Here is a 16,577-nt window from a genome sequence, read left to right on the forward strand (position 1 = left end):
CTTACCATTCAATCCTTTCTACTGGAATTGGATTGTCATTTAAAGTAATGCTTTCAATCATGCCATTTTTAACTTTAATTACTTTATCCCCCATAGGAGTAAGGGCAAGATTATGTGTAATAATAATAACTGTCATATTATGTTCTCTACATGTATCTTGTAATAATTTTAATATTGCCTTTCCTGTGTTATAATCTAATGCTCCAGTTGGCTCATCACAAAGTAATAATTTGGGATTTTTCGCTAATGCTCTAGCAATAGCCACTCTTTGCTGCTCTCCACCAGATAATTGAGATGGGAAGTTATTTTTCCTATCCCCTAGGCCAACAGCCTCTAAAACTTCTGAAGGATTAAGTGGATTTTTGCAAATTTGCGTTGCTAATTCTACATTTTCTAAAGCAGTTAAATTTTGAACTAAATTATAAAATTGAAAAACAAATCCAATATCAAATCGTCTATAAGAAATTAATTCTTTTTCTGTATAACTACTTATTATATTATTATCTACAATAATTTTCCCACTAGTTAATGTATCCATTCCACCTAATATGTTTAGTATTGTACTTTTACCTGCACCACTAGCACCTGCAACTATCACAAATTCTCCTTTTTCTATTTGAAAGGATACTCCTCTTAAAGCATCAATATCAACTTCTCCCATTTTATATGTCTTTTTAACATCTTTAAATTCTATAAAACTATTCAAACTTATACCTCACTCCTATAAAAATTAACAAATTATTTCTTTATTTGGAACTAAAAAATTTACTGCTTTTCTTTCTAAATTAATCTCTATATTCCTTTCAATTAAAATTTCTCCATCAATACATACAGTGAAATCTTTTTTTGATTTTATATTAATAGATCTACATTTTTTATAAATAAAATACTCCTTCATTTCTTCATTTTCTAGATGTTCACCTCTTTTAAATACATTAATTAATTTAAGTAATTTAGTTCTAGATACTTTTTTAAATATACAAACATCTATTAGCCCATCATTAATCTTAGCCAAAGGTGCTCCTTTATAGCCACCTCCATATGTCATTCCATTTGCAACAACACATAATAGAAAATCTCCTTCTATTGTTTCTTCATTATCTATTAATATTTCCAAATTAGAATACATCTTATGTAATAAAGAATAGAATACAGAAAGAGTATAGGCACCTTGTCCACTTATTAAAGGAAATCTTTTAAATTTATTCATATTTTCTGCAACTTTAGCATCAAAGCCTATATTACATAAGTTAACAGAATACTTGTCATTAACTTTCAATAAATCAATTTCTTCTTCTTCAAACTCTATTTGTTTTTCAATATCAAAAAAGTTGATATTAGTACTAAAGTTATTTACAAAATCATTACCAGTGCCATAAGGTATAACAGAAGCACTTGCATTTTTATATCCAATTAATCCATTAACTACTTCATTAAGGGTCCCATCTCCACCGCAGGCATAAAACCTTAAATTACCTTTTTCTTTTTTGCATATATCTTCTGTAAAATTAGTTGCATCATTTTTTCCTTTAGTGATATATATCATGTATTCATCTTTTTTTCCATTAAAGGCTTTTATTATTTCATGACTTATTTTTTCAGAAACATCTATTTTCCCCGCCTCAGGATTTATTATAAAATAATGTTTAGTCTCACTCATAAGATTTATCCATCTCTTTCCTTTAAATGCTATTAAAAATAGCTTAGTATAATATTTATTATCAATTTAATTTTAGTCTAAATAACGAATAATAGCTATACCCAATATAATTATAGATATAGCTAAATGTAAATATTTTTATAAGTATTTATTTAACTTTGCATTTGATAGCATTAACTTAATTCTATTCTCTTGATTTATCTTTGATTGAGATGGATCATAATCTATAACTACAATATTTGCTTCAGGATTTTTATCAACAATTTTTCTTATAGCTCCTCTGCCTACAATATGATTAGGTAAACATCCAAAAGGTTGTGCACAAATAATATTATTTGCACCTGAATATATTAATTCTATCATATTTGCTACTAATAACCAGCCTTCTCCCATCTTTACTCCATAACCAATATAACCATCAGCCATCTTTCTAACTTCATCAAAATCTGTCGGTCCGTCAAATCTAGAGTTATTTTGTATAACTTTGTTTACCTTTCTTTGAAGTTTTAAAATTATTTTATATCCTAAAGCTGCAATTTTTGATTTTAAATATCCCTTCCTATATAATTTATAGTCAATAATAGAATTTAAAATACAGTAATTCACAAAGTCCATAAGACCTGATTGCACTACTTCAGCATCTTCCTTAACTAAAAATTCTTCAAGATGGTTATTACCCATTCTTGAATATTTCATATATATTTCTCCTACTATGCCTACTTTAATTTTATTTTCATTAGTTACTTCTATTTTGCTAAAGCTAATAACAATTTCCTTTGATACTTTTGATAATTTCAGATAGCTAAGATTTGAAAATTTATGTATTAAATTTTCAACTGTTTTATCTAAAAGAATATCACATTCCCCTTTATTTATTTCATAGGGCTTTACTTTATTGTATAAATACATAATTAAGTCACCATATAATACAGCATAAAAAAGCTTAATTATAAGATTGGGACCTAATTTTAGTCCTGGATGTTTTTCAATACCAGATACACTTAATCCTATTGCAGGAACTTCTGAAAATCCACTGTTTTCTAATGCCTTTCTTATTAAGTGAATATAATTAGATGCTCTGCAGCCTCCCCCTGTTTGGGTCATAAGCAAAGCTGTTTTGCTAACATCATATTTACCACTTTTCAATGCAGAAATAAATTGTCCAATTACTATCATGGCTGGATAACATATATCATTATTAGAGTATTTTAATCCCTCTTCTATTACAGAAGAAACATCATCCTCTAGAAATTCTATATCAAATCCATGATCCTTTAATATCTTATTCATTAGCTTAAAATGAATGGGTAGCATATTAGGTGCTAAAATCTTATAATTTTTTTTCATTTCCTTTGTAAAAACTTTATAACTATTACTCATATACTTCCCACCTATTCTTTATAGCTTCAACCATACTTCTTATTCTAATTTTTGCTGCTCCTAAATTATTTGTTTCATCTATTTTTAATTGTGTATATATTTTCCCATTGTTTTCTAAAATACTTTTTATTTCATCAGCTGTAATTGCATCTGTACCACATCCAAAGGATACTAATTGAACTAACTGCATGTCCTCATTATTAACAACAAATTTAGCTGCATTAAATAACCTTGCTTGATATGTCCACTGATTCAGAACATTTACAGCTACATTATCATAATTAAAAGGAATAGAATCCTCTGTTAATATTACTAAATTCAATGAGTTCATCATTTTATCTATTCCATGATTAATTTCTTTATCAACATGATAAGGTCGTCCTGATAAAACAACAATTAATAAGTCATTATCTCTACCATATTTAATTGCTTCCTTACCCTTTATCAAAATATCTTTTTTAAATTCTTTATACTCATCAAGTCCAACTTCATATGCTTTTTTTATATCTTCCTTAGAAATCCATTTATAATAATCCTTTAAGCTGTTATATAAATTTTCTATAGTACTTTTTTTAGAATTTAGATCTAAATATGGAGATATAAAATTACACTTTTCTATATTTGATACATTATTTTTTATCACTTCTGGATAATATGCCACAACTGGACAATTATAATGATTATCTGAAATGCCTTCATCATAATTAAAAGTCATACAAGGATAAAAAATATTTTCAATATTTTTCTCTATTAAACTTTCTATATGGCCATGAACTATTTTAGCAGGATAACAGGCAGTATCTGATGGTATTGTATGTTGTCCTTTTAAATATAGTTTTTTAGAAGAGGCATCTGATAAAATAACTCTTATTCCTAAATAGTTAAAAAACTTCACAAAAAAAGGTAAATTTTCAAACATATTTAGAACCATCGGAAATGCAATTACTCCTTTATCTCCAAAATTATTAGCATATTCTAATAGCTTTAAATTTTTATATTCATAAAGGTTAGGAATGTTATTGTCATCATACTTACCAGTAGGTTTTGAGCATCTATTTCCGGATATATATTTTCTTCCACCATTAAATGTATTTATAGTTAAATTACATTTATTAGTACAAAGTCCACATTTAATTCCTTTTGAACTATGTGTAAAATTTTCAAGTTCTTCTCTAGTAATAATTTTTGATTCTTTTGGTTTCTCCTTTTTTGAATATATTGCAGCTCCATAGGCACCCATTAATCCAGAAATATTTGACCTTATAACATTCTGATTTAATTCTAATTCTAAGCTTCTTAAAATGGCATCATTACATAAGGTTCCACCTTGAACTATTACATTTTTCCCTATATTTTTTGTTCTAATAACCTTATATAAAGCATTTTTTACTACGCTAATAGATAAGCCAGCTGAAACATCTTCAATAGTTGCACCATCTCTTTGAGCCTGTTTAACAGAAGAGTTCATAAAAACAGTACATCTTGATCCTAAATCTGCAGGATGCTTTGCAAATAATCCTAATTTAGAAAAGGTCTCCACGTCATACCCCATTGCCTTAGCAAAAGTTTCAATAAAAGATCCACAGCCTGAAGAACAAGCCTCATTTAGTATTATACTTTTTATTGCGTTATTTTCTATTTCAAAGCATTTAATATCTTGGCCACCAATGTCTAAAATAAAATCTACATCCGGATTGAATTTACTTGCTGCAATATAATGGGCTAATGTTTCTACTATACCGTAATCAATACCAAAGGCTTTCTTTATTAATTCTTCACCATAACCAGTAACTGCACTTCCTACTATGTTAATTTTTTTACCATAATTATCATAAATATATTCTAATTGCCTCTTAATTACCTTTACTGGATTCCCTTCATTATGAGCATAAAATTGATAAATTATATTACTATTATCATCAATTAAAACAAGTTTTGTAGTAGTACTTCCTGCATCTATTCCTAAATAAGCCTCTCCTTTATATCCATCTATATCTTTAATTAAAACCTTAGCTTTGTTATGTCTATCTAAAAACTTTTTGTATTCATCATTACTAGAAAATAAAGGCTTAATGCTTTTATTTATATTAGTATTATTTTTATAATTATTAAGCTTCTTTATTAATTCTTCATAAGTGTAAGTTTTTTCTTCATTTCCAGAAAATAATGCTGCTCCCTTTGCCACAAAAACCTCTGCATCATCTGGTACTATTGCTTCATCTTCACTTAATTTTAACTTTTTTATAAACATACTTCTAAGGCCTTTATAAAAATATAAGGGACCTCCTAAAAACAATATATTCCCTTTTATTTCTCTACCTTGTGCAAGTCCACCAATAGTTTGATTTACTACAGCATCATAAATACTTACTGCTATATCTGCCTTGCTTGCCCCTTGATTTAATAATGGCTGGATATCAGATTTAGCAAAAACTCCACATCTAGATGCAATTGGATATATATTTTTATAATCAAAACTTATCTTATCTAAGTATTCTACACTTATACCCATTAAACTTGCCATTTGATCAATGAAGGCCCCTGTTCCACCTGCACAACTAGAATTCATTCTTTCCTCTAACCCATTTGTTAAATATATTATTTTAGCATCCTCTCCACCTAGTTCAATAACAACATCAATATTACTAAAAAGTTTTTTTACTCCTATTGTGGTAGCAAATACCTCTTGAACAAATGAAATACTTGAATCCATAGCTAAACCATAACCTGAAGATCCAGTAATTGAAACCTTTATTTTATTATTAATTACTATGTCCTTTATTTTATCTAATTCCTTTAATACAGTTTCTCTTACTTTTGTAAGATGTCTGGTATAACTTTTATAAATCAATTTATTATTTTCATCTAATAGTACTAATTTTACTGTAGTTGAACCTGCATCTATACCTAGTCTATATACCACTTTATATACCTCCATCTAAATTAAAATTATATAAAGGAGCTGTTTTTACAGCACCTTTCATTTATATTTTTCTACAACTATCCCTTATAATTAATTTAACTGGCAATACTATTTTTTTACTTAGACTTCTTTCTTCTTTTATTCTTTCCATTATAGTATCTAAGGCTATTTCTCCCATATATTCTGTAAATATTTTAATTGTTGTTAAAGAAGGTGATAAATACTGCGCAGTGGCTATATCATCAAAACCAACTATACTTATATCCTTTGGTATTTTATATCCTTCTTCTTGTATAGCTTTATAAGCACCTATTGCCATAGGATCACTAGCTATAAAAAAAGCAGTAGGTATTTTTTCTAATTTTAAAGCTTTCTTCATTAAAGTGTATCCATCTTCTGGTGTGAAATTACCTTTAAAAATCCATTCCTCTTTATAATTATTTATATCTATCATAAATTTTCTATAAGTAGATTCTCTATAATTTATTAATTCAATTCCATTATCACTATTATGTGGAATAACTTTAGCTCCAATATATCCAATATCCCTATGGCCTAAGTTATATAAATAATCAAGGGCTTTTTTAGTACCATACTTCAAATCTACAACTATTGAATCAAATTCCCACTCTTCTGGAGATGAATCTATAAATATAATATTAGGAGATAATTTTTTTAGACTATTAATTTCATCATTTTCAAAAATACCAACAGCTATTATTCCATCTATGTCTTTATAATTATATGTATCATCTTTCATCAAATTACTAAGATATAACGACTTAAAACCTATATTATCTTCTAAACACTTTTTCTCAATTGCTATTCTTATGGATAAAAAATATGGATCACTTAACTCCTTCATCTCATTAAAGGAACAAACTATTCCAATAGTATAATTCTTAAGTTTATTTTTTCTCTCTTTTATAGTTACATAATTCATTTCTTCAGCTATGGCTAAAACTTTCTTCCTTGTATCTTCTGAAACATTAAGAGTTTTATCAAAATTTAAGATACGGGATACTGTTGCAATAGAAACACCTGCTTCATTAGCAATATCTTTAATTGTTGCCACCATAATCACCTCCATTCTAATATTGGAATAAACATTAATATATAATTAAGATGAGGCATAGAAATGCCTCACCTTTAATATTAATCAATTGATAATTTTAAACTTTCAATATATCTTTCTATAGCTTGTTTTCCTTCATCATCCCATTTAAATACTCCACAATGTTCAAGGACCTTAGTAAATATATTTCCTATTTCACTTTTTAGAATATCATCAATATTCTCATTTGTTATATCTTTATTTTTCATTTTAATTTCTTCATACCAATTATAATGAATTCTCATGCTATCATAATTATAAATATCATCTTTTCTAGTAGTTAAAGATACTTTAATTATCTCTATTTCTTCTTTTAATCTTGCTGGAAGAACTGCAAGTCCTAAAACTTCTATTAATCCAATATTTTCTTTCTTAATATTATGCAGCTCAGCATGAGGATGGAATATCCCATCTGGATATTTTTCAGTAGTTTTATTATTTCTGAGAACTAAATCAATTACATACTCATCATTTTCTTTTCTTGCTATTGGTGTTACCGTATTATGAGGAACATTATCAGTAAAAGCATATATATTTACTTTAGGATCACTATAGTTTCTCCAATGATTTAATATTTTGTAAGCTAATTCACTTAATTCCAATCTATTCTTACCCTTTAATCTTAATACACTTAGTGGCCATTTTACAATAGAAAACTTCACATGTTCATAGTTTTTTAATATAAATTCTATATAATTTGAAGCTCTATTCATAGCAAATTCATATCTACCACCTTGATAATGATCATGTGTTAGTATTGAACCACCTACAATTGGTAAGTCTGCATTAGATCCTAAAAAGTAATGTGGAAATTTTTCTACAAATTCTAGTAATCTATAAAAAGTCTTATTAGTAAGCTTCATTGGAGTATGATCTTCTGAAAAAACAATACAATGTTCATTATAATAAGCATAAGGTGAATACTGTAGATACCATTTTTCATTGTTTAAGCTTAATGGAATAACTCTAAGATTTTGCCTAGCAGGATGGTTTATACGTCCTCTATAGCCTTCATTTTCTTTACACAAAAGACATTTAGGATATTTTGAAGGAGGCATATTCTTAGCTTCTGCGATAGCTTTAGGATCTTTTTCTGGTTTTGATAGATTTATAGTTATATCTAGATTTCCATAATCACTTTTACTTTTCCAAAGTAAATTTTGAGAAATTCTATCTGTTCTAACATAATCACAGGCTTTACTAATATTATAAAAATAATTTGTAGCTTCTTCTTGCGATCTTTCATATTTCTCATTAAATGTTTTAATTATTTCTGAAGGTCTTGGCATTAACGCACCCATAATCTTAGTATCTAATAAATCTCTATAAATTGAAGTATTAGATTCTAAAATTCCATTTTCAAAAGCATAATTTAATATATTATCTAATATATCTGTTGGCGTTTCTAATTCTTCATCTTCAACTTCTATATCCTCATAATCATCTAAACTTAAAATATTTAATAAGGAATTTCTTATATAAATTTCATCATCTTCAGTAAATAAACTGTTTTTCAATCCATATTGAATCAATCTTTTGATTTCACTATAAATTTCCATACTTCACCTACTTATTAAATCCAACTGGATTATTTTTATGCCATTTCCAAGCTGATGCTATTATATCTTCAACATTGTCATATTTAGGTTCCCAATTTAATGTTTTTCTTGCTTTTTCAGATGATGCAATAAGTCTAGCAGGGTCTCCAGCTCTTCTTTCACAAATTTTTGCAGGTATTTCATGACCTGTTACCTTTCTAGCAGCTTCTATCATTTCTTTAACTGAAAATCCATTTCCATTACCTAAATTGAAAATATCACTTTCATTTCCTTTTCTTAAATAATCAATTGCTAAAATATGAGCATTAGCTAAATCTGTTACATGAATGTAGTCTCTAATACAAGTGCCGTCTTCTGTATCATAATCTTCTCCAAAAATTGATATAAATTCTCTTTTTCCAAGAGGAACTTGTAATATTAATGGTATTAAATGAGTTTCAGGACTATGGTCTTCTCCAATACTTCCACTAACATGAGCTCCCGCTACATTAAAATATCTTAATGAAACATATTTAACTCCATGTGCTATATCCGCCCACTTCATCATTTTCTCCATAGCAAGTTTAGTTTCACCGTATGCATTGGTTGGTTCAGTTTTATCTGTTTCAACTATTGGCATTCTAGTAGCTTCCCCATAAGTTGCAGCTGTTGATGAAAATACAATCTTCTTTACATCATTAGCAACCATAACTTTTAATAATACTTCTGTTCCATGAACATTGTTATTGTAATATTTTAATGGATTAGTCATACTTTCTCCAACTAAAGAATTTGCTGCAAAATGAATTACTTCTGTAATATTATTTTCTTTAAAAACTTTATCTAACTCATTTTCATTTCTTATATCAACATTATAAAACTTAGCATTTGGATTTACTGCTTCTATATGTCCTGTTTCTAAATTATCTACAACTACTACTTCTTCTCCTTTTTCTATTAATTGATAAACTGCATGGCTACCAATATAACCTGCTCCACCACATACTAAAATCATATTAATACCTCCTAAATTTCTCTAGTTCCATTTCCTATTTCTGCAATATAGAAACTAGCTTCATATCCTATTTTATTTTTGTATCCTTGTCCAACTTTTTTTATAAAATCATCAACACTATCCTTTTTTACTAATGCAACTGTACATCCACCAAAACCAGCACCTGTCATTCTTGCACCTAAAACCCCATTATGATTCCAGGCAAGTTCTACTAAAGTATCTAGTTCTAATCCTGTAACTTCATAATCATCTCTTAAAGAAATATGAGACTCATTCATAAGTTTACCAAAGGTAACTAAATCCCTTGATTCTAAGGCATCCTTTGCCATTAAAGTTCTTTGATTTTCATAAACTGCATGTTTTGCTCTTTTTCTTCTAATATCATCATTAATTAGATCCTTATTATTCTCAAATTCTTCTATTGTAAGTTCACCTAAGGAATTAATATTAAGCTTTACTTTTAATTCTTCTAAGGCTTTTTCACACTCGCTTCGACGTTCATTATACTTAGAGTCTGCTAAGCCTCTTCTTTTGTTTGTATTAGCGATAACAAGTATTTCATCCTTTAGCTCTATTGGACAATAATTATATTTTAAAGTATTACAGTCTAATAGTATAGCATTATTTTCCTTTCCCATTCCAATAGCGAATTGATCCATTATTCCACAATTAACTCCTACAAAGTTGTTTTCAGCCTCTTGAGAAAATTTAACTAAATCAATTCTATTGATATTAAAATTAAATAAGCTATCCATCATAACTGCAATTAAAAGTTCTAATGATGCAGAGGATGATAAACCTGAACCATTTGGTATATTACCATATATAACTACCTCAAAACCTTTATTAATATTATATCCACGTTTCTTCATCACATCAATTACACCTTTAGGATAATTAACCCAATCATGCATTTTTTCGTATTTTAAATCATTCAAAGAAAATTCTATAACTCCTACATCATGGAAGTTACTAGAATACATTTTTACTTTTTCATCTTCTCTTAGTCGTATTACTCCATAAGTTCCAAAGCTCAGAGCACATGGGAATACATTACCTCCATTGTAGTCAGTATGCTCTCCAATTAAATTAACTCTACCTGGAGAAAAGAAATATCTCTCATTACCATTTTCCTCAAAAATTTCATTAAAGGTATTTTTAATTTTTTCTCTCATAATATTTCTCCCTAACTTTATTTTAATATTTGTAATTAAAGTCTAACATATTCAGAAAACATTTTCAATTAATTTTACTAAGTTTTACTAATTATTTTACTAAGTTTTACTAATTAATTTTATAAAAAAGAAGAGGCTACCTAAGCAACCTCTTCTGTTGATTTTTCTTATGAAACTTGTGAATTTTCAAATTGACTATTATATAGTGATGCATAGAAGCCTTTTTTACTCAATAGCTCTGTATGGGTTCCTTGTTCAACTATATCTCCTTCATTCATTACTAATATTAAATCAGCATCTCTTATAGTTGATAATCTATGTGCAATTATAAAACTTGTTCTACCCTTCATTAAATTATCCATTGCCTTTTGAATAAGCACTTCTGTTCTAGTATCAACAGAACTTGTTGCTTCATCTAATATTAAAATTTTAGGATCTGCTAATATGGCACGAGCTATTGTAAGTAATTGTTTTTGTCCTTGTGATACGTTACTTGCATCTTCATTTAATTCCATATTATATCCATCAGGTAGAGTTTTAACAAAATGATGAACATGAGCAGCTTTTGCAGCTTTAATTACTTCTTCATCACTTGCTTCTAAGTTACCATATCTGATGTTTTCCATTATTGAGCCATTAAATAACCAAGTATCTTGAAGTACCATACCAAATATTTTTCTTAAATCACTTCTATTGAAATCTTTAATATTATAATCATCTAATAATATTTCACCGCTATTCAATTCATAGAATCTCATTAATAATTTTACAATTGTAGTTTTACCAGCACCAGTTGGACCTACAATTGCTATTCTTTGGCCTGGTTTTATTTTACTTGAGAAGTCATTAATTATTATCTTATCTTCATTGTATCCAAAATGTACATCTTTAAATGTAACTTCTCCTTTAAGTTCTTCTATATTTATTGGATTTACTGCATTATCAACTTCTTCTTCCTCTTCAAGAAATTCAAAAACTCTTTCAGCGGCTGCAGCAGTAGATTGTAATACATTAGCTATTTGAGCTGCTTGTGCTATTGGTTGATTAAAGGATCTTATATATTGAATAAAGGATTGTATATCCCCAACTTGTATATAATTTTTAACCGTTAAATATCCACCTAAAATTGTAACAGCTACATACCCTAAATTTCCTATAAAAGTCATTATAGGCATCATCATACCTGATAAAAATTGAGATTTCCAAGCTGAATTATATAAAGTATTATTTAAATCATTAAATTCCTCAACAGCCTTATCTTCGCCATTAAAAGCCTTCATTATATTATGGCCACTATATATTTCTTCAACATGACCATTTACATGACCTAAATATTTTTGTTGTTCTTTAAAATATTTTTGAGATTTTTTAACAACAAATGATATAAATAAACCTGATAGTGGAACTATTAATAAAGCTACAATTGTCATTGTAACACTTATTGAAAGCATCATAATAACTACACCAATTAAAGTTGTTATAGATGTAAATACTTGAGATAAACTTTGATTTAAAGTATTACTTATTGTATCTACGTCATTTGTTACTCTTGATAGAACTTCTCCATGAGTCATTTTATCAAAATATTTAAGTGGCATTTTATTTATTTTTAAAGATATTGCTTTTCTCAAATTATATGATACTTTTTGTGCTATACCTGACATTATAAATCCTTGAATAAAGGCAAATATTGCACTTACAGCATATAAAACTGTTAATATAACAAGTATATTTCCTATATAAGTAAAGTCTATACCTGCACCGGCTTCTCCTGAAATTTTATTTAATAACCCTTCAAACAATTTAGTAGTAGCTTTTCCTAAAATTTTAGGACCAATTATAGAAAAGGCTGCACTACCAATGGCAAAAATTAAAACTATTAATATTGATATTCTATAGGGCTTTAAATAATTTAATAATTTTTTAAAGGTACCTTTAAAATCTTTGGCTTTTTCACCAACAGGTTTTATTCCTCCCATTGGACCACCAAAGCCACCATGTTTTTTTCCGCCTACATTCTTACTCATGACATTAGTTCCTCCTTTGAAAGTTGTGATAAAGCTATTTGATTGTAAACTTCACAGTTTTCTAAAAGTTCTCTGTGGGTTCCAATTCCAACAACTTCTCCTTCATCTAAAACTATAATTTGATTTGCATCTTTTATAGTACTGATTCTTTGAGCTACAATTATCATTGTTGCATCTTTGATATTTTCTTTTATTGCTTTTCTTAATGCTGAATCAGTTTTAAAGTCTAAAGCAGAAAAACTGTCATCAAACACGTATATCTCAGGTTTTTTTACTAATGCTCTAGCAATTGATAATCTTTGCTTTTGTCCTCCTGATACATTAGTTCCTCCTTGTGATATTTCACTATTATATTTATCAGGCTTAGACTCAATAAATTCTGTAGCTTGAGCTATATTAGAGGCTAATTTTATATCCTTCATTTTAGCTTCAGAAGAACCATACTTTAAATTGCTCTCAATAGTTCCAGAGAATAATACACCTTTTTGAGGTACATATCCTATCTTTTCACGTAACTCTTTTTGTTTAACGTTTCTAATATCTACTCCATCAATTTCTATCTTTCCTTCAGTTACATCATAGAATCTAGGAATAAGATTAATTAAAGTAGATTTACCACTTCCTGTGCTTCCAATAATTGCTGTGGTTTCACCTGGCTTTGCTACAAAACTTATATCCTTAATAACATAATCTTCTGCTCCAGGATATTTAAAGCTAACATTCTTATATTCTACATAGCCTTTTTTAGAAGCTTTGAATTTTTCAGTTTCTTTTTTGTCTTCAATAGATAAAGTACTATTTAAAACTTCACTAATACGTTGTGCTGATACTGATGCACGTGGTAACATTATAGATATCATAGAAATCATTAAGAATGACATTATTATTTGCATAGCATACTGCATAAATGCCATCATATTTCCTACTTGCATATTACCTAAGTCAACTTGATGTGCACCTATCCAAACTATAAGAATTGTTAATCCATTCATAATAAACATCATAACTGGCATCATAGATGACATTAATCTATTAACAAATAAATTAGTATTTGTTAAATTCTTATTAGCTTTATCAAATCTTTCTTCTTCATGCTTTTGAGTGCTAAACGCTCTAATTACTAGCATACCAGTTAAACTTTCTCTAGTAACTAAGTTAAGCTTATCTATTAATTTTTGCACTGCTTTAAACTTAGGCATAGCAAAAGTAAATAACACTCCTACTAATAATACTATCAAAATAACTCCAAGAGTAATTATCCATGTCATATTAGTATCAGTTCTTAATACTTTTAATACTCCACCTATTCCTAATATTGGTGCATAAAATACTATTCTAAATAACATTACCATTAACATTTGAATTTGTTGTATATCATTTGTATTTCTTGTAATTAAAGAAGCAGTAGAAAATTTATCAAATTCAGCATTTGAAAAGCTTGTAACCTTTTTAAATACATCTTTTCTTAAAGTTTTACCTATTCCAGCTGCCATTCTTGCAGATAATAATCCAACAATAACTGTTGCAACCATACTAATAAATGCTATTCCAAGCATTTTAAGCCCTGCAAAAGCTATATATCTTGTTTGTAAGCTATCCGTATCAATACCAACTGCTTTATATTCATCTTTAACAAAGGCCACTGAAGATTGCTTAACTATACTTTCAGGCATGGAATCTATTTTTTCATTCATACCTTTTAACATTTCATTTATTTTTTCTTTAGGTAAATTCTTAAATACTGTGAAAATATCTGTATTTTCAGGCAAATTCATTTGTGAATTTGAATTATTGTTATTAAATTCTTCCATATTTCCAGAATTTATTCCATAAACAATAAGTTCTGGTTTTGCTAAAATACTACTTAGTTCTTCTATTATTTCTTTATTTTTAGTATTAAGTTCATATAAATCCTCTTGACTTAGTAAAGGATATTTCTTTAAGTAATCATTTAACTCATTTTCTGATAAATTATCCTTATTAATTAGTTTATAACTATCCTCTACTTTATTAAGATCACTTTCTGAAATAAAAAGTGATAATTTTTCTTTTTCGCTTTTTCTTATTATTTTAGGTACAGAATTTTCAATTCCACCTTGTTGAATTCCTACGTTAACTATATTAGACATATAGTCCGGAAGTGATAGTTCACTTATAGCTTGCACAAATAATAATGCTATAATTACAATGATAGAACCTATAAATGGTTTTAAATACTTTGTTAGCTTTATCATTTTATTTTGTCTCCTTTCATAATGAGTATTAATATAATATATTAATTATATTTTTATAACTATTATATGTCAATAACAATTATACTTGTATAATTATTTTTTTTAGTTTATAATAAAAATGACAATTACTTAGGAGGATACTTATGAATAATGATGCTATAAACAACATACCTGAAAATTTATTAGATTTATTATTACTTATACATAATAAACTTTTAAATCCAAATGAAATGGTTAAAGGGAGTATTATACCTCCATCACATATGAAAGTTATTTTTTATCTTTCAAAGAAAAAAACAATGTCTGTTTCAAATGTTGCTAAATGTTTAGATATATCTAAGCCTAATATGACACCTATAATAGATAAGTTAATTAATGAAGGTTTTGTTCATAGATATACAGATCCTAATGATAGACGAAAAATTAATATTGAACTTACTGAAAAAGCATACTCATTTATTGAAGATAAAAAATCTGAAATGAAATCTATTTTAATTGAAAAGATTTCTTTTCTCCATGAAAATGATATATTAAAGCTACACTCTATAATAAATGATATGACAGAAATACTTTCAAAACTTGAATAAAATAAAAAAAGTATTATTCTAGCTGTGATTTTACCTATATATAATTCACACTAGCATAATACTTTTTATTAATTGTAGAGGGAACAAAAAATTGTAATTTATTTATTTTTTCCTCTTTCTCTTAAATATTAAATATTTCTTATATTATTCTATTGATACAACATCATAGCCTTCTTCTTCTATTGCATTAATTAAAGTGTCATTATTAACTTCAGTTTCAACTATAGCATTTTTCCCCTCTAAACTAACACTCACTATATTTACTCCATGAATTCCTTCTAAAGCTTCTTTTACATGAGCAACACAATGATTACAGCTCATACCTTCTATGTTAATTATCTTTTTCATAAAAATCTCTCCTTTTTTTATCTTGTTATAACTTTATCCAATATTTTCATAATCTCATCTATTTTTTCGTCACCATTGCCACTTATACATGCATCTTTAACGCAATGTGATAAATGATTTTCTAAGATTATTAAATTAGCCTTTTTAAGTAAAGACTGTGCTGCAAAAATCTGATTAGAGATATCTATACAATACCTATCTTCCTCTATCATTTTAATAATTCCATCAATTTGTCCCCTAGCTGTCTTTAAAGATTGCATAGCTTTTTTTCTATCTTCTTTCATAATACACCTCCCCACCCTATCGGGGTATATATTAAATTATAGTATTTACAAATAGTTTGTCAATATTCTTACTATAATTATTATTTGAAAATTCAAAAACATTATACAAACCTTAATAAAATAATGTATATTTTTTTATTAAAAGAATAAAATTAAGTAATATAGTATTTTTTTGATTATTTTGTCGATTTTTATGATTTTTTCATTTTTTATATTTTATAAATTAACTTTAATGATATAATAGTAAGGCATCAATGATGTGGGTGGGAGAGGGATACAGAAAAGAGGTTTT

The 16,577-nt window shown here is 27.5% G+C and carries 13 protein-coding genes; 1 reads left to right on the forward strand and 12 read right to left on the reverse strand.

From position 1 onward, the window contains the following. Position 1: 1 nt before the first annotated feature. From ACFYH6_RS09755 to ACFYH6_RS09800, 10 genes are all read right to left on the reverse strand, one after another. Positions 2–706: an ABC transporter ATP-binding protein gene (locus ACFYH6_RS09755; protein ID WP_416178505.1), complete on the reverse strand. Its 705-nt coding sequence runs from the start codon at positions 704–706 to the stop codon at positions 2–4. Between the two features lie 24 nt (positions 707–730). After that, positions 731–1,660 (reverse strand): diacylglycerol/lipid kinase family protein, encoded by a 930-nt coding sequence (locus ACFYH6_RS09760; RefSeq protein ID WP_416178506.1) that lies wholly within the window; start codon positions 1,658–1,660, stop codon positions 731–733. Positions 1,661–1,798: 138 nt separating this feature from the next. Beyond that, positions 1,799–3,040, reverse strand: a complete 1,242-nt coding sequence (locus ACFYH6_RS09765) for a 2-hydroxyglutaryl-CoA dehydratase (RefSeq protein WP_416178507.1) — start codon at positions 3,038–3,040, stop codon at positions 1,799–1,801. Further along, on the reverse strand, positions 3,033–5,963 hold the full coding sequence (locus tag ACFYH6_RS09770) for an acyl-CoA dehydratase activase (protein WP_416178508.1): 2,931 nt from the start codon (positions 5,961–5,963) through the stop codon (positions 3,033–3,035). Before ACFYH6_RS09770 ends, ACFYH6_RS09765 begins: the two co-directional genes overlap by 8 nt. 61 nt (positions 5,964–6,024) lie before the next feature. Then, a complete protein-coding gene (locus tag ACFYH6_RS09775) occupies positions 6,025–7,041 on the reverse strand; it encodes a LacI family DNA-binding transcriptional regulator (protein ID WP_416178509.1) in 1,017 nt (338 codons plus the stop codon). A 77-nt stretch (positions 7,042–7,118) separates the two neighbouring features. After that, positions 7,119–8,636 (reverse strand): UDP-glucose--hexose-1-phosphate uridylyltransferase, encoded by a 1,518-nt coding sequence (gene galT, locus ACFYH6_RS09780; protein ID WP_416178510.1) that lies wholly within the window; start codon positions 8,634–8,636, stop codon positions 7,119–7,121. 7 nt (positions 8,637–8,643) lie between these two features. Beyond that, on the reverse strand, positions 8,644–9,630 hold the full coding sequence (galE, locus tag ACFYH6_RS09785; protein WP_316342834.1) for a UDP-glucose 4-epimerase GalE: 987 nt from the start codon (positions 9,628–9,630) through the stop codon (positions 8,644–8,646). Positions 9,631–9,641: 11 nt separating this feature from the next. Further along, on the reverse strand, positions 9,642–10,805 hold the full coding sequence (locus ACFYH6_RS09790; protein ID WP_416178511.1) for a galactokinase: 1,164 nt from the start codon (positions 10,803–10,805) through the stop codon (positions 9,642–9,644). Between the two features lie 167 nt (positions 10,806–10,972). Further along, a complete protein-coding gene (locus tag ACFYH6_RS09795) occupies positions 10,973–12,832 on the reverse strand; it encodes an ABC transporter ATP-binding protein (RefSeq protein WP_316342832.1) in 1,860 nt (619 codons plus the stop codon). After that, positions 12,829–15,066, reverse strand: a complete 2,238-nt coding sequence (locus ACFYH6_RS09800; protein WP_316342857.1) for an ABC transporter ATP-binding protein — start codon at positions 15,064–15,066, stop codon at positions 12,829–12,831. Before ACFYH6_RS09800 ends, ACFYH6_RS09795 begins: the two co-directional genes overlap by 4 nt. Before the next feature lie 143 nt (positions 15,067–15,209). On the opposite strand from ACFYH6_RS09800, the gene ACFYH6_RS09805 reads away from it, so the two are divergent. Next, positions 15,210–15,653 carry a MarR family transcriptional regulator gene (locus ACFYH6_RS09805; RefSeq protein ID WP_316344792.1) on the forward strand — a complete coding sequence of 148 codons (444 nt, stop codon included), beginning with the start codon at positions 15,210–15,212 and terminating at the stop codon, positions 15,651–15,653. 144 nt (positions 15,654–15,797) lie between these two features. Here the strand turns inward: ACFYH6_RS09805 and ACFYH6_RS09810 are convergent, their stop codons facing one another. Together ACFYH6_RS09810 and ACFYH6_RS09815 are read right to left on the reverse strand one after the other, a co-directional pair. Next, entirely contained in the window at positions 15,798–16,001 is a 204-nt protein-coding gene (locus ACFYH6_RS09810; RefSeq protein ID WP_316344794.1) for a heavy-metal-associated domain-containing protein, read from the reverse strand. Between the two features lie 17 nt (positions 16,002–16,018). Then, on the reverse strand, positions 16,019–16,285 hold the full coding sequence (locus ACFYH6_RS09815; RefSeq protein ID WP_291707428.1) for a metal-sensing transcriptional repressor: 267 nt from the start codon (positions 16,283–16,285) through the stop codon (positions 16,019–16,021). Positions 16,286–16,577: the final 292 nt, after the last annotated feature.

The sequence above is a fragment of the Clostridium sp. HCS.1 genome (assembly GCF_047900555.1).
In the GTDB taxonomy this organism is placed as follows: domain Bacteria; phylum Bacillota; class Clostridia; order Clostridiales; family Clostridiaceae; genus Clostridium.

Coding starts and splice junctions, on each gene's coding strand:
- ACFYH6_RS09760 (WP_416178506.1), bottom strand. CDS start 1,660: ATGAGTGAGACTAAACATTATTTTATAATAAATCCTGAGGCGGGGAAA.
- ACFYH6_RS09765 (WP_416178507.1), bottom strand. CDS start 3,040: ATGAGTAATAGTTATAAAGTTTTTACAAAGGAAATGAAAAAAAATTAT.
- ACFYH6_RS09775 (WP_416178509.1), bottom strand. CDS start 7,041: ATGGTGGCAACAATTAAAGATATTGCTAATGAAGCAGGTGTTTCTATT.
- galT (WP_416178510.1), bottom strand. CDS start 8,636: ATGGAAATTTATAGTGAAATCAAAAGATTGATTCAATATGGATTGAAA.
- galE (WP_316342834.1), bottom strand. CDS start 9,630: ATGATTTTAGTATGTGGTGGAGCAGGTTATATTGGTAGCCATGCAGTT.
- ACFYH6_RS09790 (WP_416178511.1), bottom strand. CDS start 10,805: ATGAGAGAAAAAATTAAAAATACCTTTAATGAAATTTTTGAGGAAAAT.
- ACFYH6_RS09795 (WP_316342832.1), bottom strand. CDS start 12,832: ATGAGTAAGAATGTAGGCGGAAAAAAACATGGTGGCTTTGGTGGTCCA.
- ACFYH6_RS09800 (WP_316342857.1), bottom strand. CDS start 15,066: ATGATAAAGCTAACAAAGTATTTAAAACCATTTATAGGTTCTATCATT.
- ACFYH6_RS09805 (WP_316344792.1), top strand. CDS start 15,210: ATGAATAATGATGCTATAAACAACATACCTGAAAATTTATTAGATTTA.
- ACFYH6_RS09810 (WP_316344794.1), bottom strand. CDS start 16,001: ATGAAAAAGATAATTAACATAGAAGGTATGAGCTGTAATCATTGTGTT.
- ACFYH6_RS09815 (WP_291707428.1), bottom strand. CDS start 16,285: ATGAAAGAAGATAGAAAAAAAGCTATGCAATCTTTAAAGACAGCTAGG.